The sequence below is a fragment of the Anoxybacteroides voinovskiense genome (assembly GCF_014196205.1).
In the GTDB taxonomy this organism is placed as follows: Bacteria; Bacillota; Bacilli; order Bacillales; family Anoxybacillaceae; genus Anoxybacteroides; species Anoxybacteroides voinovskiense.
Genome location: NZ_JACIDE010000001.1, coordinates 1 through 17039 on the forward strand (window position 1 = coordinate 1; position 17039 = coordinate 17039).

Here is a 17039-nt window from a genome sequence, read left to right on the forward strand (position 1 = left end):
TGGATTTTGGGATGACTGGCAAGGCTCTTTTTTTATGGCAGCGATTCTGCACTTTTACGCCGCCAAATTATGTACTTTTATTCTGCCATATACAAGAATGGGGAATGAAAATAGAAGGCAGTATTAACATGAAGCGAGTTATGCAACGAGTAAAATCGTCCATCGCGCATATCCAACATCATGATGATATTGAACGATTTAGGAAATTAGGGGTCGATGTATATATTGGAAAAGGAAAATTAAAATCTTCGCATCAAGTAACAATTAACAATGAGGGAGAGATTTCTGGAAAACGCATAGTGATTTCAACAGGATCAAGACCTTTCATCCCTCTAATCGATGGTTTAGAACAATCTGGTTACTTAACAAATGAAACAATTTTTCATATTGATTTTATCCCTAAAAAACTGCTCGTCATTGGCGGAGGACCAATTGGTATAGAACTCGCTCAAGCAATGGCTAGGCTAGGAAGCGAAGTGATTGTTATTGAACGTTCTAATGAAATATTACAACACGAAGATGAGGAAATCGCTCAATTAGTAAAAAAACAACTGATGCGTGAGCTAACGGTATATACTAATGCATTTATTCAAAAAATCATAACTACAGAAAATAAAAAAATTGCTGTGATTCGTACTGAAGACAAGGAAATCGAGATGGAAGTCACCGATATCCTGATCGCTTCTGGAAGAGCTCCTAATACAGATACAATGGATCTTGATCAAGTTGGTGTTCGGTACGATAACAAAGGGCATATTATCGTGAATGAATATTTGCAGACAAGTGTTCCAACTATTTATGCGATCGGGGATGTAAATGGAAAATTCCCGTTTACACATGTCGCCGGAATGGAGGGGAAATTAGTTGTACAAAACGCTGTACTAGGACTAAAGCGAAAAATAAATTATTCGAATGTGCCATGGGTCACATTTACTAATCCGGAAATTTTTCATATAGGATTAACAGAAAAACAAGCTCGCCAACAACACGATCGTATTCATGTCTTTAAAACACCGCTATCTACTGTGGATCGCTTCATCGCAGATGACCAAACAGAAGGGATAGTCAAAATAATTACTGACAAAAAAGGATACATCATTGGGGCACATGCTGTGGGACAACATGCTGGAGACTGGATGCAGGAAGTAGTAGCTGCTAAACAATTTGGAAAAAAAATCGGTCAACTCTCTCACGTCATTCACCCGTACCCAACTCATGTAGCAGCAGTTCAACATACAGCTGATGTATACTGGCGTGAAAAATTATTTCACGGATTGGTTCCAAAATTAGTAAAACAATATATCCGATGGTTTCGATGAAGAAGCCGCCCTAAAAGGACACTTTTTTCAACATACAGACTTTCCATTGCACGTATCTCTCAGAAACGAAGAGGGTGCCTCATTACTTTTAGGACACCCTCATTCCAATAACTCTAATGCTTTTTCGACATGAATGGCTAAATGGAGGCCTTTTTTAATAAAACCTTCTCTTTTCAATTGACTCATGACCGCACTTGTTGTTTCGCGCGACGCACCAATCATGCTAGCGATATCTTGATGAGTTAGTTTCATTCCGATTGTTTGCCATTCTTTTTTTCGTTTTCCTGTTTTTTCGCTCAATTTCAATAACAAATACAAAATTCGGTATTTCACATCGCTTAATGCGATTTTTTCACTTAAGCTGTATAATTCTTTTAGTCTTGTTGACAATATATGAATAAGCTTCAAGGCGATTTTTGGATTTTTTTCAATAAACGTTTCAAATTCTTTTTTGCCTAGTAAACACAAATACGTATCAGTCATTGCTTCCGCATATATTTGGTCGTCTGTTAATGATAAAGTCGCTGTTTCACCAAAAATATTTCCATCGACTAAAATATCAACCGTAAACTGCTTGCCGCTTGCGTTCATACGATACAAACGTACTTGCCCTTTTTTTAACAAGAACAACGCTTCGATTTTTTTATCCGGAGATAAAATAAGTGTTCCTTTTTTTACAGGCTTCATCTCGCTCATTTGATCGATGACGTGCAAATCTTCCATCGATAGCTCGTCAAGCAGGCTAATTTGTGACAACAAAAATAACTTATCCACGTTATACGCCCCCTTAGTAGTAAACTCCCTCTTTACATTATAACTGTTTTTTTATCTATTCCTGTAATCCACCTTACAGTATACAAAAAGATAATCGTGTAAAATAGTTACGCTAGGAGGTTTTTTATGAATTATATCCTTTATACAATCGACGGTTGCAGTAAATGTCATATGGCGCGAAAGCATTTGCTTCAAGAAAACATTCCTTTTTTAGAAATAAACATATTAAAAAATCCTTCTGCTGCTATAGAATTAAAGAAAAAAATTAACGAGGTCATTACTCCCGTGCTTATTTCAGATGGTAGAATTATTGTAGGAAATGATATTTTATTGATGAAAGGAGAAATACGATGAGAAACGAAAATATTCAGACAATTAAAGAAGCAAAACAAGTGATGGAAAAACAAAAAGAACAGATGGGGCAGTTCCTTCATCTCGCAGACGAAATTGTAGATTTGTCCACTTTTTTATCAGAAATGTCTGGCCAAATCAACAAGCAAGTAGACGAAGCGGCCACTCATGCAAAAGATGGAAAAGTATCTATGGATGAGATGGCGAGGGTGATGGAAAGGATTGATGGACTATCTTCCATGTTATTAGATAAGGCAAACATACTATCGGATTTGTCTGCTTTGCTAACAGAAATTATACAATCGCTGCAAAAAATATCTGCTCAAACAAATTTGTTAGCTTTAAATGCTTCCATTGAAGCAGCAAGAGCAGGAGTAGATGGAAGAGGATTTGGCGTTGTCGCTCAAGAAATCCGAAAACTTTCTGATGAAAGCACAAATGCAACTGCGCAAGCGAGACAATCTGTTTCTTCTATCATCAATGAAATAAAGAATGTTTACCAATTATCTAAGTCAGGAAAAGAAGAAATGGAAAAAGGAGTGAATATTGTCCAGAAAACAGTGGAACGATTCGATTGTATTCACGAATCGATCTCTCGTGTCAATCAGCAAAAAGCAGAGTTAACTTCCATTTCTTCTTTACTAAAAGAAAAAAGTGTTCAATTAGGAACGTTAAGCAACTCTATTTCACAAAATCGCCAAGTTATTGCAAAAGGATTAGACGCAGTGTTAAATGTATATAATTTACCATCCATAGAATGACCGGAGGAATGACTAATAATACGTAAGGAACAGCGCCATGTTTATTAACCACTGTTCTCATTCCATGCATACATACAACTGGTGCACTAAGTATGAATGACCATCCAGCAACAGCAGTGACTAATTTCTCTGAAAAAGATAATGTTGGAAACAACCGTTGAACAATCCAGACGACAAATACAGCAACAATCATTGTTTTTGCCATAACTATAAGAAAGACAGTGTAAGACAGCCTAAACCAATCGAAAAAAGCTATTTTTTGCACCGAAGTCATAATAAATAAATATAGACCGATTGTTCCTAATTGATGGAACATCCTTGTTTTTTCATCAAGTTTTGACTGCCTAGTTTTCGCTAATAAGCCGTAACTAAAACCACCAAGCATTGCATACACATAATCGTAAAGAAAAAATACGGTTATGTGCTGAGTAATCACGACAATTCCGAGCGCAAACAGGACGACATAAGCCGTTTCCCTCGTTAAAGGAATGGTTATTTTTTCTTGATACAAATGATTGGCGCAATTTTGGATATTAGAAATGTCCTGTTTGTCCAGTCTCTTGCTAACAATCGATAAAAAAACGGGCGTTAGAAAGAAAACAATGGCTAATTGTACATAACTCCAGAATACCATATCGTTTTGAATGTAGGATGGGACAGTCAGTTTAATGAAATCTTCATTATATGCAAATAATAAGTCGCCTACAATCCAATTGTAAGGAGGGAAAACGAAATATGATATATGCACAAAAAAAATTAATAACACAACGCATATGGCTAGCAGAATAACGAAACGTTTGAAAAAAAGCTTATTCAAAAAAAGGGCTATTTGAAAGCCGATAGAGAATAAAAAAATAGTTACGGCAACCCTTTGAAATAAAAAGGGCGGCTCTAGGCGATAATGGAAAATCACTTTCGTCAAAACAGTGATCGTTAACAAAATGACACTTCCAACAAAAGGAATAGAGAGGTAATAGCGATGTAACTCATATTTCCGTTCAAGCAGTTCACTAATTTTAAGTATTATTCCTAGCAAAACGACAAATAAAATAACCATGACTGTATATCTCCTCTGCCTTTGTAATTTGTAAAATAACTTACAGAAAAAAAGAAAATATCTTGTGATGATCATTTTTGTAATAAAACCAGAAAGGAGACTGTAATCGTGACATATCAAGCTTATGTATTTGATGTGTATGGCACATTATTTGATGTTTACTCTATTTCTGAAAAGTGCACGAATTATTTTTCTGATAAAGGGGCACGAATTAGCCAATCTTGGCGCCAAAAGCAGTTGGAGTATTGTTTTTTACGACAAATCATCGGTTCATATATCCCATTTCATGAAATTACAAAAGAAGCACTCCAATACGTATGTATTTCCGAACAAGTATATACAACAGAAGAAATCATTACCGACCTATTACAAGCTTATCTTAAGCTTTCTCCATTTGCCGAAGTGAAACAAGCGCTAGAAATGTTGCAGAGTGAAACACTTGTTGTTTTTTCCAACGGTTCTCTTGATATGTTACATCCTTTGCTAAATCATTCAGGATTAACAAGCTATTTTCAGCATATTATCAGCGTGGATGAAATCAAACAGTACAAGCCTTCTCCGTCAGCGTATCAGCATGTATGTAATCGGCTAAACATGCAGCCAAAAGAGATTTTATTCTTATCTTCTAATACATGGGACGTTGCAGGTGCTAGCCGTTTCGGTTTTCAAACTGCTTGGATTAACCGTTCGAACGCTACGATGGATTTGCTTGACGTCACACCTAATTACATAGTAAACGATTTGCAAGAGCTAATCGGGCAACTAACATAAGAAAAGCGCAAAACGCCCGCCTATCATCGGAGAGCGCACAAGCCCTACCGAGAAAACCTTGGATCAAGCACAGTTAGTTCTGCACGGGCTAATTCATTGAAGTCTATCTATGTGTCGCCGAAAGAAGGGGAGGATCTCAGATGGTGCTGGGAGCTAGACAGCTCCCAGCCTAACCATGAGAACTCCAAAATTTCTTTCTTATCCTTTAAAAAGGAACATAGGAGAGGGATCGAATTTTTCGATCCCTTTCTTTAAGATTAATTCGTTACGTTCACATCCGTCTCTACAGTTTTTCTGTTTGCTACCTTAAATGTTGCTGCGAGGACAAATGAGAAAAATAAGTGCGTCATTAAACTCATTAGTTGTTGTGGTTCAAAAGCGTGTGCTAGCATTGTACCCATACCAAGCATAAGCGGCATGACGACCAAAGGTCCTACAATCCAAATCATAATTCCGTAAATAACTGATAAGATAAACATACGTTTAGTAAATGTAGCGAGGTAACCAAATGCCGCACCAAAAACGATACTAATTATCATATGAATACCCCAACCAACAGCCATACTTTTGCTACCTACCATCATCGAAATCATTGGAATCATCCCCATCATTTGCATCATGATTCCAAACATGATTCCACCGACCACACCACCAAGCACTCCTATTTTTAATGAACGAATCATATCCAAACACCCCTTTCTTGTTTGTAAATTCATCATACAAAAAAACAATCAGAATTACTGTAAGCTGGATTACAACCTGAAAAATTAGAAAGGGATGAGTAAAGCTATTACCGTAATGATTTTCAAAGTGAATAGCATGAACAACATTTTTTCATAAACTTAAGGCAGCGAGGACAAAATAGTAAAAAAGGGAGGGAATATTGATTAATAAATTAGACTGGATGACTTACTTCATGATTATTCTCGCCAGCTATCGATTGACGCACTTGATTGTGTTTGACAAAATTACAGAATTTATTCGCAAGCCATTTATGAAAAAAGAAACCGTCACCACGAACGGGCATACAGAGGTGAAAAAAGTACCGACATCGAAATTCGGGTATTTATTAAATTGCTATTGGTGCGCCGGGGTTTGGAGCGCTATTTTTATTGCGCTTGCGTATTTATTTGTCCCAACGGTCGCTAAGCCGCTCATTTTTATTTTTTCGATCGCCGGCGCCCAAGCGATACTTGAAACATTTGTCGGGGTCGGTACCAAACTGATTGATTTTCTTTCCGAAGCGAAAAAACGAATGGAATAACCGGTGTCAGAACCGACACCGGCATTTCCTTTGCTTATTCTTTTTTCTCTAATACTTGTTTTAACAAATCGCCTAAACTTGTGCCAAATGAATCATTCTCGGCACTATATTTTTTCAATAACGCTCGTTCCTTATGTCCAAGTTTTGCTTTTTTCTGCTCTTCGGCTTTTTCAATGACATTGCAAGGGCGACATTGGAAGTAGACACCTACTTTTCCTTCATGAATTTCCATCCGTTTTTTGCATTGTGGGCAGCGTCGGTTCGAAAGCTTTGGATCTTTTCGTTTCCGGAATCGGCATGCCATATTCGAGCATACGAGTAGGCGTCCTTCTTTTGTCGAGCGTTCTTTCAAAAACGACCCGCATTCCGGACACATCGAGCCTGTTAAGTTATGCGCACGATACGTTCGTTCGCTTTGTTTGATTTCCGCTACTAACCGCTCCGTTTGCTTGCGGATATTTTGGAGAAACGTTTTCGGATCACCGTTTCCGCGAGCAATTGCTTCTAATTCTTTTTCCCAACGTGCCGTCAATTGCGGGGATTTTAACTCCTCATTGACAAGTTCAATCAATTGCTTCCCTTTTGGTGTCGGATAAAACCGTCCGTTTTTTCGCTCAACCGTTTCTGTTTCAACGAGACGTTCAATAATGTCGGCGCGCGTCGCTGGCGTACCTAGCCCGTATTTTTCCATTTGCGACAAAAGGTCTGCTTCCGAGTAGCGAAGAGGAGGTTCTGTTAGCGCTTCTTTTTTCTCTAACATAACAGAAACCGTTTGCCCTTTCGTAAACGTAGGGAAGGTCATTTTCTCTTCTTGCTTTTCTAGAACGCGCCGAAACCCTGCGTTCACTACTCGCGTTTCGCGCGCGATAAACGCTTCACCTTCGATATGAAAAACAATATGAACGGTTTCATACTCACACGCCGGATAGAAAAGTGCTAAAAAGCGACGAGCGATTAAATCATATAGTTTTCGTTCATCGGCAGAAAGCTTGCCGACATCCAGCCGCTCTTCTGTCGGGATAATCGCATGGTGATCGGTTACTTTTTCGTTATCAAATACCCGTCGAGCCACCACTTTCCCTTTATTTTTTAAAAGCGGCGCAATTTCGTCTACGTATCCAGATTTCATCGCCTCTAATCGTTCAAGCATCGTATTTTCCATATCGGTCGTTAAGTAGCGCGAATCGGTGCGCGGATACGTGACGAGTTTATGCTGTTCATATAGCCGTTGTAATATGCTTAACGTTTTTTTCGCAGAAAAGCCAAATCGCTTGTTTGCGTCCCGTTGTAATTCGGTTAAGTCGTAAGGGAGCGGCTGCGGCTCTTTTTTTGTTTTTCGTTCGACAGAAATAACCGTTGCTTGCTTGTTTTTTAGTTTTTCATATAGCTGTTCTGCCAGTTGTTTCGAAAAAATTCGTCTTTCTCCGTTACGCTCCCAAACAGCAGCGACAGACCCGACGTTCGCATGAATCGTCCAATATGGCACCGGTTGAAACGACTGAATTTCTTTTTCCCGTTCAATCATCATCGCAAGCGTCGGTGTTTGGACTCGGCCTGCGGAAAGAGGCTCGTTATATTTGGTTGTTAACGCTCTCGTCACATTTAACCCAATCAACCAATCCGCCTCTGCGCGGCACACAGCGGATTCATATAACCGTTCAAACTGTTTCCCTGGTTTTAAATGTTGAAACCCATCGCGAATCGCTTGGTCGGTTTGCGACGAAATCCAAAGGCGAAGGAGCGGTTTTTTCCAACCGATTTTTTGCAAAATCCACCGTGCGACGAGTTCGCCTTCCCGTCCGGCGTCGGTGGCGATGATGCAGTTTTTAATGTCTGGGCGTTTTGCTAATGTTTCGATTGCCCGAAACTGATGGCTCGTTTGTCGAATGACGTTCAGTCCCATTTTTTCCGGGATAATCGGCAAATCTTCTAGCCGCCATGTTTTATATGCTGGGTTATAATGCTCTGGCATCTTCAGCTCAATTAAATGTCCAAGCGCCCATGTGACAATATAGTTCGGTCCTTCCAAGTAATGTTTATGTTGTTCCCGACAGCCAAGCACGCGCGCAATTTCCCGCGCCACGCTCGGCTTTTCGGCAAGAACAAGTGATTTCATCCTATTTTCCTCCTAAGCATAAGACTACTTGTTCAGTATAGCGAAAAGGGGAGAGGTTTGCACCTTTCATATTTCAAGAGAGCAAAGATGTGTGATAAAATGGAAAAAAATACGATGAGGTGGGAACAAATATGGCAACGATCGAAGATTTTTTAAAACTAGAGATTCGTATCGGTACAATTATTAAAGCGGAACCGTTTCCGGAAGCGCGCAAACCAGCGATCAAATTAGAAATTGATTTTGGTGAGATCGGCATTAAGCGTTCTTCCGCGCAAATTACGCGGCGCTATGACCCAGAACAATTACTTGGGCGACAAGTTGTCGCCGTCGTCAATTTTCCGCCGCGGCGCATCGCCGGCTTTTCATCCGAAGTATTAGTTCTCGGTGGCATTCCCGAAGAAGGCGATGTCGTGCTTTTACAACCGGATGCACCTGTGAAAAATGGAACAGTGGTGGGGTGAGGTTCGTGAACAAATGTAAAGAAAATGTGATACTCATCGCCTCCGCGCCATATGGATATGGGAAAAAAGTTGTGACAAATCGACTTAATCAAATGAAGCGTGAGCATGCTGAATTGCAAAATAAACTTTCCAAAATAAAAAGCTCATCGCGCAACAAATGACCCTCACATTTAACATAAAAATTGTTGAATTGCAAAAAAAGTGTTCATCACCACAACGTGTCCTTGACAAGCGGGGGATTTTCTTGTGCCTCCGTGTACGAAAAATATGATTTACTGATTTTTTCCTGATAGAAGACGTGTTCTGAAATAGTCAAGTACAACTTTCGGTGAAGAGCCAAAAAAGGGATGTGAAGTGATGTTAAAGGAAGTTCGTTACAAAAATTGGAAGAGTTTTGCCGACTCAACGTTATATATTGACCCTTTGACCATTTTAATTGGTACGAACGCAAGTGGAAAATCAAACGCATTAGACGGTCTTGCTTTTTTAAACCGTGTTGTACAAGGAAAAGATTTACAAACAATTTTATCGGGAGATCCTGCTTTACTTTTAGAAGCAAACATTCAAGCAATCCGCGGCGGTGTGGAATGGGCATCTAGACGTCCTTTTACCTCTTTTACATTAGAAGCTGTCATTGAGTATAACGAGGAAATTGATTATCACTACAGTATTGAAGTGAGCACAAAATCAGAATCAGATGTGGAAATTGTGTCTGAGTCATTAATTAAGATAAACCGTAAAACAAATAAACCGAACAAAACAAAGATATTTACTGCTACAGCGGAAGAAGACAGTCCGACGATCGCTGCCTCAGTCTATAATGGAGGACGTCCAAAAAAGAAACTGTTCAAGCGCTCTGTATCGGTTATTAGCCAATTAAAAAATCAAGAAACGCGCGAGGAAGTTGATGAAGCAGTTCAATTTGTCACTCATACGTTAGAACATATTTTCATTCTTGATCCTGCTCCGGCATTAATGCGTGACTATAAGCCGTTTTCAAGCCGGCTGGCAAGCAACGCTTCTAATGTAGCCGGAGTGTTGGCCGCACTGCCAGAAGAAGAAAAAAGTCATATTGAGTCGTTACTTTCAAAATATGTTTCCCGCCTTCCTGAAGGAGATTTACAGCGAGTATGGGCGGAGCCCGTCGGCCGTTTTCAGAAAGATGCAATGCTGTATTGTGAAGAACAGTGGCCAGGAAGCAGCGAAAAACTAATTGTTGATGCGCGTGGTATGTCAGATGGTACTCTTCGCTTTATCGGGATTTTAACGGCTTTGTTAACCCGACCAAAAGGGAGTTTAATTGTAATTGAAGAAATTGACAACGGTCTTCATCCATCACGTGCAGGAATTTTGTTAGAGATGTTAAATGAGATTGGCACGGAGCGGCAAATTGATATTTTAATGACGACACATAATCCGGCATTGCTTGATGAACTGGGAGTAGAAATGATTCCGTTTATTATCGTCGCCCATCGCTCAACAGACCATGGAGCAAGCAAACTGACGTTATTAGAAAATATTCAAGCGCTGCCGAAACTGCTTGCTGGCGGTTCGATTGGAAAGCTAGTAGCAGGAGGGGAAATTGAAGAAACGCTTACACAGCAAGGAAGTGGGAAGTGATGAAGCGAAAAATTCTCGTCATTGATACATCGATTTTATGTTGCTGGCTGCAAGTCCCTGGCAAAGAAACGTGCGGCACGAAAGAAAACGTATGGGACTATAAACGTGTAAACGATTTGCTGGCGGAAGAAGAACGTCAAGGGGCAATATTTGTTCTTCCGCTCGCAACAATCATTGAAACAGGTAACCATATCGCCCAATCTGCAAAAGACCGCTATGAATGCGCACAAAAGCTCGTCCGTATTATTCAAAAAGCGCTAGATAAAGAGTCTCCTTGGGCGCAATTTTCCGAGCAGGCTGAACTGTGGACAGCCGATGAACTGCATAAGCTCCTCAAAGAATGGCCAGATCAAGCGAACCAGCGATTATCAATTGGTGACGCTACCATCAAATCAGTCGCCGAATACTACGCTAAAGTCAACGGCTGGGAAGTTGAAATTGTGACTGGTGATGAAGGGTTAAAAGCATACGAACCTTTAAAACCAACAAGGGTACCGAGAAGAAGAAAGTAACTTTTTTACCCTTTCTGTTCTCTAAGCTCAGCAAGAGGAGGAGAGTGGTTTGTGCTCAGAAAAAAGGATAAACGTGCAGAAACTTTGGGAAGTATGGAAAACAGCGGCTCGGTTAGGATTGGTTTCGTTTGGGGGACCTGTCGCTCACTTAGGGTATTTTCGTGAAGAGTATGTGAAAAGGAAACGGTGGATTGATGAGAAAACGTATGCTGATTTAGCTGCGTTATGTCAACTGCTTCCTGGACCAGCAAGTAGCCAAGTAGGGATTGGCATTGGGTTTATGCAAGCAGGGGGGCTCGGGGCGATTGCTGCATGGATAGGATTTACGCTTCCATCGGCACTTATTCTTTTATTGTTTGCTTATTTTTCAAAAGGGGTTTCTATCGATTGGCTGCATGGATTGCTCGTCGTAGCGGTAGCGGTGGTTGCTCATGCCGTATGGGGAATGGCAAAGGCGTTTGCTTTCGATCGTTCGCGTGCGACGATTGCCGTTGCTGCGGCTATTTTGTCTTTTTTGCTTCCCAATGCCAGTGGACAAGTTGCCATTATCGCTGTTGCTAGTATTTTAGGAAGTATTTTGTATCGAAAGCATTCGGATACGGCGGTTCCGTCGATTTCTATTTCTTCACGGAAAAATGTCGTCTTTTTGCTTATGTTTTTTGTGTTGCTAGGACTGTTTCCAATTGTCGCTCGGTTGACAAATTCTCCGCTTATCGCGCTTTTTGACAGCTTTTATCGCACAGGGGCGCTTGTTTTTGGTGGAGGGCATGTAGTGCTTCCTTTATTACAAGCGGAAGTAGTGACGAAAGGATGGGTAACAAACGAACAATTTTTAGCGGGATATGGAATGGCACAGGCAGTACCTGGACCGTTGTTTACGTTTGCTACATATTTAGGGATGGCAAGTTTCGGATGGAAGGGGGCAATTGTCGCAACGATTGCGATTTTTCTTCCGTCTTTTCTCTTAGTCATCGGGACGCTTCCGTTTTGGGAATGGATTCGTCAGCATGCGCGGTTTCAAGCAGCTTTCCATGGCATTCATGCAGCCGTGGTAGGCATTTTGCTTGCGGCGCTATATCACCCGGTATGGACAAAAGCCATTCAAACCCCAGCGGATTTTTGCCTTGCATTAGCGGCGTTTTGTTTATTGGCGATTTGGAAATGTCCGCCTTTGATTGTTGTCATCGTTTCCGCTATGATTGGAGCGTTTATCTAGAAGGGGAATAGAAATGGGACGCATTATTTTTCACATCGACTGTAATTCGTTTTTTGCTAGCTGCGAAATGGCACGCGATCCGTCGCTGAAAGAGAAACCTGTCGTCGTTGCAGGCGATCCGAAAGAGCGAAGGGGGATTGTGCTAGCAGCAAATTATCTCGCAAAGCAGCTTGGCATTTATACGACGATGCCGCTATGGGAAGCGAAGAAAAAGTGCCCGTCTCTTATTGTGCGGAAACCGAATTTTTCGCTTTACCGCACAATAAGCCAGCAAGTGTTCGCGCTATTACATCGCGTTTCCCCGCTGCTTGAGCGCGCTTCTATCGATGAAGGCTATTTAGATGTTACAGAAATGGCGCCATCTGTACATCCACTTATATTGGCTGAAAACATTCAACGTGATTTACTTGAAACGGTTCAAATTCCTGTCAGTATCGGTATTGCACCGAACAAATTTTTAGCGAAAATGGCAAGTGAAATGAAAAAGCCGCTCGGCATCACGGTTTTACGCAAACGTGATGTTCCGAACGTACTGTGGCCGTTAGCAGTGGAAAACATGCATGGAGTAGGAGAGAAAACCGCCAAAAAGCTGAATGCGATGGGGATTGTAACGATCGGTGATTTAGCAAAAGCGGAGGAAACAGCTCTGCAGCAAACGCTCGGAATTTATGGCGCTCGTCTAAAAGAATGGGCAAACGGTATAGATCATCGCCCTGTCGACCCAGAAGAAGGGGAGAAGCGGAAATCGATCGGCAATTCGACGACCCTTCCATACGATGTAACAGAGAAACAGGTTCTTTTAGATGTCCTCCGCGAGTTAGCCGAGTCTGTCAGCCGACGAATGAAACAGAAGCGGGTGGTGTCGACGACCGTTCAGTTGACGATTCGCTACCACAACTTCCAAACGATCACCCGCAGCAAAACGTGGGACAATCCGTTTCAAGAAACGGAGGATGTTTTTCGCTACGCAGCATACTTGTTAAAAAAACATTGGAACGGCGAGCCTATCCGCCTGCTTGGCATTACCGCACTAGACGTGTTTGATCGCAAAGAAGCCGTCAAACAGCTTGATTTGTTCCATTATGAAGAAGAAGCGAAGACGGAAGCACTATGGAAAACGATCGAGCAACTCCAAAAAAAATTCGGCACTTCTGTGATTCAACGAGGCGCCGAATGGGGAAAAAACGAGCGTTAAAAAATATTTAATGAACATGCACCCATCCGTTAATGGCTCATACGATAGAATGAGAAAAATAGGGGGGCTTTCATCATGAATGCTTATGTGTACAATGACGCAAGGTTTAGGAAAGACCTTGAAAAAGCTATTAACGGAGAGTATAGCGCGATCCATTGTTATGCAAAATTGGCTAATTTGGCGGAAAAAGAAACGATCCGAAAACAAATTCTTGAAATTCGACAGGATGAAATCAAACATTTTCAACAATTCGAGTCGATTTACGTTAGTCTGACTGGAAAACGTCCTCAACCGACGCTGACCGAAAAATGCCCAGATGACTATAAACGCGGGCTGGAATTTGCGTTGCAAGACGAACAACAAACCGTCGATTTTTATTTAGAAATTGCGGATTATACAACGAACCCGTATATAAAAGAAGTATTTCGTCGCGCGGCGGCTGACGAACAAAACCACGCCGTTTGGTTTTTATACTATTTTTCCAAAACGAAATCATGAGAGGGCAGAACAAAACCTGCCGTTCTTTTTTATGGTTATTTTTTAGTTTACATAACACTTATTATAGGAAGTTATACTGATTTTATCTCAAATAAAAAGTAAACTTATAATATTGAGATGAAAAAGAAAAAATAAAACGTGCAGCGGCTTTCGTTTCATAAAGTCGCTGCACGTTAGTGTGATTGGAACCATTGACAATGCATGTTTTCATCCTTCCATGTAAAATTACGCAATATCGATGTTTTGATAGCGTACGCCTTTGTATTGAACACGGACAGGAGCGCCTAATTCTTTTTCATATGCTTTCATTGCTTTTTTTGCTTTTAAAAACGCATCCATCATTCCATCGGCAAGAATCGCTTCTTCCCGCACCATTTTCTGATCTGTATAAAACGAAAAGACATACTGTTTCAACGTCCTCACCTCCTATTTTTTATATTATAAATAAAACCTGTACCTATTCAAACATAAAACCTGTTACATTTATATTATAGAGAAAGTCCGCATTCGTTTAAACATAAAACCTGTTACAATTGTGTTAACTTTTTATTAAAAAAACGTGCAGAGAAGCTGCACGTTTATTGTGGATTATTCATCTTCCATTCCCAATATTTTAAATAGCTATATGGGTTAATCGCGTTCCAGTTCGAGTCATACATCCCGAAATGCAAGTGAGCAACAAATTTTCCTGTCGTTCCGACTGGGCCGTATCCAGAATCACCAACATAGCCGATTAATTGGCCTTTTTTCACGACTCCACCTTCGGTAATACCAGTTGCGTAAGCTTGCATATGGGCGTAATAAATGTAAACCCCTTCATTTGTTTTCACGGTCAAACGCCAGCCGCCTAAATCGCTCCATCCTTTGCGGATGACCGTTCCATCGGTAGCAGAGTAAATTGGTGTACCTTTTGGCGCAATAATATCCGTTCCTTCATGCACGCGCTCTCCGCCATATTGCCGGCTATCTCCGTACGTATCGCCAAACGGAGTATACGTTCCTGCTTTTAGCGGGAAAACCGCATCTTGCAAACGGTCTGGAACTGCTGGTGCTGAAATCTCTCCATCTGTAATTTTTAATACTTGTCCAACATAAATCGTATCCGAAGTTAAGTTGTTTATCGTCTTTAACTGTTGCACGGTTATTCCGTATTTAGCCGCGATACTGTATAAGCTATCCCCTGCTTGTACCGTATACGTCACCGCTTTTGTTTCCGTTGGCGTAGTTGTTGGTGTTTCTGTTGGTTTGGCAACACGCAACACTTGACCAACGTAAATCGTATCTGTACTTAATTGATTCCATACTTTTAAATCAACAAGCGAAATGCCATAATCTCGAGCAATCATCGACAGCGTTTCGCCAGCACGAACGGTATGGGTCGTGTATGTTCCTTTTTCTGCTGGAATCATTAACGTTTGTCCAGGATAAATAAAATCATTTGCTAATTGATTACGAATTTTAATATCGGCGATTAATACGTTATATGTTTTGGCAATGAGGGATAAGCTATCCCCTGCTTTTACAATATATGTCGTATCATGCGTGTGTGGCGGCAATAGCGTTAACGTTTGTCCAACATAAATTTGATCACTTGTTAACCCGTTCCATGCTTTTACATCCGCCACAGATAAATGGTTCGCCGTCGCGATTTTCCATAGGCTATCCCCTGCTTGCACTTTGTATGTTAATTCGTGTGCATCAGCTTGTCCTACCCCTACACCACTAGCGAATAATGCGAACGTCAGCCCTGCTGCCCATGCTTTTTTATTCATGTTGCACCTCTCTTTGCTAGTTTGGTATATTCCTATTTTACTTGCAAAATAGCAAAGGAGGCAGACTGTAATTGTTGGAAATATTCGAACAACAAAAAAAGCTGACGCCACGCATCAACTTTTTTTGCTTTTATATTTCCGAATTGCTTCTTCGTAGCGTTGGGCAATCGTTTCTTTTGGCCATGACAATTGTTGTTGCAAATGCTCTAATACAAGTACATCGTCTGCCAATCCTGCCGCAAATTGTCGTTTTATCCATCGTTCCGCCTCATCGCTACTTTTAAATGAAACAGCCGGACCACTACTAAACACCTTCCATGTGCGTTCTTTTTCATTAGTGAGTAAAAACCATTGATCTCCGTTATTTTTGAATAAGATTCCTTGGTCGTTTGTTTTTGTATTATAACGATTTTGTTCCGCATCGCGATAAACAGGCGGAAGTTGGAAGGCAGCGACGACAAAGCGTGAAAACATCTGCTCATCCATTAAACAACCGGAAGCTTTCGGATGACCTCCGCCTCCAAATTTTTTTGCAAATGCCGACACGTCTACTTCGTCGTGAATCGTTCGAAACCCAATATGTTTCGTCCCAACATTTACAAGGGCGATTAAATCTAAGTGCGGGAACCGTTTCGCTAACGCATTTCCTAATTCAGATATGTGCTGCTCGGCAAATACAATTCCTACACAATGCCCATCCATCCACGTTTGCACAAGTTGTTTTTGTTTGAGGCGAATGTAGCGCTCTAATTTCTTTTCTTCTGCTTGAAAGATATATTGTTCCATATCGGTAAAAGAGAATGGGAGCTTTGCTTGCAACCGCCCTAACATTTGTTCGATAAACTCATCCATTCCTAAAATTCCTAATAAATCGTTTAATCGTTTTGCTTCAATCGTTTTGTTTTCATCCCAATCCCATGTGTCGTATTGACGAACGAGTTCCACAAACGCATCTAACGTTTCCGTTCGCTCTAAACATTGTTTTTGCACAAGGTACTCATAAAACAACGACGTGGCACACGTTTTTTTCCCGTGTTCATCTACTGGTTGTACATTGCCCCAAGGATGGCGGTTAAAATGAAGAGCGGTTACATGATGGTCAATCATCTGCACATGTTTTCCTGCTTGAAATCGTTCGGCTAGTTTCTTTTCGATTTCCTCGTTTACCGCCAAATCGGTAATATACAGCTGCTCGTCGTGTCGGCTATTATCGATAAATTGCCGTACACGCTCGTTTAATGTACGATAGGAGCAGTAAACAATATCTACATTGTCGCCAAAAGCAAGCTTCGCGAGCAAACCGCAACTAATACCATCTAAGTCGCTATCGGTAAATAACTTTATCATTTTGT

At 40.9% G+C, this 17039-nt stretch carries 18 protein-coding genes; 11 read left to right on the plus strand and 7 right to left on the minus strand.

Features of this window, described 5'->3' with window-relative positions; genetic code table 11:
* A partial coding sequence (locus GGR02_RS00005) for a dihydrolipoyl dehydrogenase family protein (protein ID WP_183182704.1) occupies positions 1–1319 on the plus strand: 1319 nt, incomplete at its 5' end.
* A 99-nt stretch (positions 1320–1418) separates the two neighbouring features.
* On the opposite strand, the gene GGR02_RS00010 is transcribed toward GGR02_RS00005, so the two are convergent.
* Positions 1419–2093, minus strand: coding sequence for a Crp/Fnr family transcriptional regulator (locus tag GGR02_RS00010; protein ID WP_043966420.1), 675 nt, complete (start codon positions 2091–2093; stop codon positions 1419–1421).
* Positions 2094–2219: 126 nt separating this feature from the next.
* Between GGR02_RS00010 and GGR02_RS00015 the strand changes: the two genes are divergently transcribed.
* Positions 2220–2447: a glutaredoxin family protein gene (locus tag GGR02_RS00015; RefSeq protein WP_183182705.1), complete on the plus strand. Its 228-nt coding sequence runs from the start codon at positions 2220–2222 to the stop codon at positions 2445–2447.
* The gene (locus tag GGR02_RS00020) at positions 2444–3205 is read left to right on the plus strand and encodes a methyl-accepting chemotaxis protein (protein ID WP_183182706.1); all 762 of its coding nucleotides are present in this window, start codon (positions 2444–2446) and stop codon (positions 3203–3205) included. Before GGR02_RS00015 ends, GGR02_RS00020 begins: the two co-directional genes overlap by 4 nt.
* Here GGR02_RS00020 and GGR02_RS00025 read toward each other — a convergent pair.
* Positions 3147–4262 (minus strand): sodium/glutamate symporter, encoded by a 1116-nt coding sequence (locus tag GGR02_RS00025; protein WP_183182707.1) that lies wholly within the window; start codon positions 4260–4262, stop codon positions 3147–3149. The genes GGR02_RS00020 and GGR02_RS00025 overlap by 59 nt on opposite strands.
* 108 nt (positions 4263–4370) lie before the next feature.
* Here GGR02_RS00025 and GGR02_RS00030 point away from each other — a divergent pair, with 108 nt between their 5' ends.
* Positions 4371–5033, plus strand: a complete 663-nt coding sequence (locus GGR02_RS00030; RefSeq protein ID WP_183182708.1) for a haloacid dehalogenase type II — start codon at positions 4371–4373, stop codon at positions 5031–5033.
* Between the two features lie 257 nt (positions 5034–5290).
* Here the strand turns inward: GGR02_RS00030 and GGR02_RS00035 are convergent, their stop codons facing one another.
* A complete protein-coding gene (locus tag GGR02_RS00035; RefSeq protein WP_229706054.1) occupies positions 5291–5716 on the minus strand; it encodes a DUF1440 domain-containing protein in 426 nt (141 codons plus the stop codon).
* Positions 5717–5937: 221 nt separating this feature from the next.
* Between GGR02_RS00035 and GGR02_RS00040 the strand changes: the two genes are divergently transcribed.
* Positions 5938–6297, plus strand: a complete 360-nt coding sequence (locus GGR02_RS00040; protein ID WP_373286603.1) for a DUF1360 domain-containing protein — start codon at positions 5938–5940, stop codon at positions 6295–6297.
* A 34-nt stretch (positions 6298–6331) separates the two neighbouring features.
* Here GGR02_RS00040 and GGR02_RS00045 read toward each other — a convergent pair whose 3' ends face one another.
* Positions 6332–8413, minus strand: coding sequence for a DNA topoisomerase III (locus tag GGR02_RS00045; RefSeq protein WP_183182710.1), 2082 nt, complete (start codon positions 8411–8413; stop codon positions 6332–6334).
* Between the two features lie 131 nt (positions 8414–8544).
* On the opposite strand from GGR02_RS00045, the gene csaA reads away from it, so the two are divergent.
* From csaA to GGR02_RS00075, 6 genes are all read left to right on the plus strand, one after another.
* Positions 8545–8874 carry a chaperone CsaA gene (gene csaA / locus GGR02_RS00050; RefSeq protein ID WP_183182711.1) on the plus strand — a complete coding sequence of 110 codons (330 nt, stop codon included), beginning with the start codon at positions 8545–8547 and terminating at the stop codon, positions 8872–8874.
* A gap of 357 nt (positions 8875–9231) precedes the next feature.
* The gene (locus GGR02_RS00055; RefSeq protein ID WP_183182712.1) at positions 9232–10494 is read left to right on the plus strand and encodes an AAA family ATPase; all 1263 of its coding nucleotides are present in this window, start codon (positions 9232–9234) and stop codon (positions 10492–10494) included.
* Positions 10494–11006, plus strand: a complete 513-nt coding sequence (locus tag GGR02_RS00060) for a hypothetical protein (RefSeq protein WP_183182713.1) — start codon at positions 10494–10496, stop codon at positions 11004–11006. The genes GGR02_RS00055 and GGR02_RS00060 overlap by 1 nt, the downstream gene beginning before the upstream one ends.
* 73 nt (positions 11007–11079) lie before the next feature.
* The gene (gene chrA / locus GGR02_RS00065) at positions 11080–12222 is read left to right on the plus strand and encodes a chromate efflux transporter (RefSeq protein WP_229706053.1); all 1143 of its coding nucleotides are present in this window, start codon (positions 11080–11082) and stop codon (positions 12220–12222) included.
* A gap of 13 nt (positions 12223–12235) precedes the next feature.
* Positions 12236–13417: a DNA polymerase IV gene (locus GGR02_RS00070; protein ID WP_183182715.1), complete on the plus strand. Its 1182-nt coding sequence runs from the start codon at positions 12236–12238 to the stop codon at positions 13415–13417.
* 75 nt (positions 13418–13492) lie between these two features.
* Complete coding sequence (locus tag GGR02_RS00075; RefSeq protein WP_183182716.1) at positions 13493–13915, plus strand: ferritin-like domain-containing protein; 423 nt, start codon at positions 13493–13495, stop codon at positions 13913–13915.
* A gap of 225 nt (positions 13916–14140) precedes the next feature.
* Here the strand turns inward: GGR02_RS00075 and GGR02_RS00080 are convergent, their stop codons facing one another.
* The 3 genes from GGR02_RS00080 to GGR02_RS00090 form a co-directional block, all read right to left on the minus strand.
* Positions 14141–14329 (minus strand): hypothetical protein, encoded by a 189-nt coding sequence (locus tag GGR02_RS00080; protein WP_183182717.1) that lies wholly within the window; start codon positions 14327–14329, stop codon positions 14141–14143.
* A gap of 164 nt (positions 14330–14493) precedes the next feature.
* On the minus strand, positions 14494–15687 hold the full coding sequence (locus GGR02_RS00085; RefSeq protein ID WP_183182718.1) for a LysM peptidoglycan-binding domain-containing protein: 1194 nt from the start codon (positions 15685–15687) through the stop codon (positions 14494–14496).
* Between the two features lie 114 nt (positions 15688–15801).
* Positions 15802–17034: a DHH family phosphoesterase gene (locus tag GGR02_RS00090; RefSeq protein WP_183182719.1), complete on the minus strand. Its 1233-nt coding sequence runs from the start codon at positions 17032–17034 to the stop codon at positions 15802–15804.
* Positions 17035–17039: the final 5 nt, after the last annotated feature.

Coding starts and splice junctions, on each gene's coding strand:
- GGR02_RS00015 (WP_183182705.1), top strand. CDS start 2,220: ATGAATTATATCCTTTATACAATCGACGGTTGCAGTAAATGTCATATG.
- GGR02_RS00020 (WP_183182706.1), top strand. CDS start 2,444: ATGAGAAACGAAAATATTCAGACAATTAAAGAAGCAAAACAAGTGATG.
- GGR02_RS00025 (WP_183182707.1), bottom strand. CDS start 4,262: ATGGTTATTTTATTTGTCGTTTTGCTAGGAATAATACTTAAAATTAGT.
- GGR02_RS00035 (WP_229706054.1), bottom strand. CDS start 5,716: ATGATTCGTTCATTAAAAATAGGAGTGCTTGGTGGTGTGGTCGGTGGA.
- GGR02_RS00040 (WP_373286603.1), top strand. CDS start 5,938: ATGACTTACTTCATGATTATTCTCGCCAGCTATCGATTGACGCACTTG.
- GGR02_RS00045 (WP_183182710.1), bottom strand. CDS start 8,413: ATGAAATCACTTGTTCTTGCCGAAAAGCCGAGCGTGGCGCGGGAAATT.
- csaA (WP_183182711.1), top strand. CDS start 8,545: ATGGCAACGATCGAAGATTTTTTAAAACTAGAGATTCGTATCGGTACA.
- GGR02_RS00055 (WP_183182712.1), top strand. CDS start 9,232: ATGTTAAAGGAAGTTCGTTACAAAAATTGGAAGAGTTTTGCCGACTCA.
- GGR02_RS00060 (WP_183182713.1), top strand. CDS start 10,494: ATGAAGCGAAAAATTCTCGTCATTGATACATCGATTTTATGTTGCTGG.
- GGR02_RS00070 (WP_183182715.1), top strand. CDS start 12,236: ATGGGACGCATTATTTTTCACATCGACTGTAATTCGTTTTTTGCTAGC.
- GGR02_RS00075 (WP_183182716.1), top strand. CDS start 13,493: ATGAATGCTTATGTGTACAATGACGCAAGGTTTAGGAAAGACCTTGAA.
- GGR02_RS00085 (WP_183182718.1), bottom strand. CDS start 15,687: ATGAATAAAAAAGCATGGGCAGCAGGGCTGACGTTCGCATTATTCGCT.
- GGR02_RS00090 (WP_183182719.1), bottom strand. CDS start 17,034: ATGATAAAGTTATTTACCGATAGCGACTTAGATGGTATTAGTTGCGGT.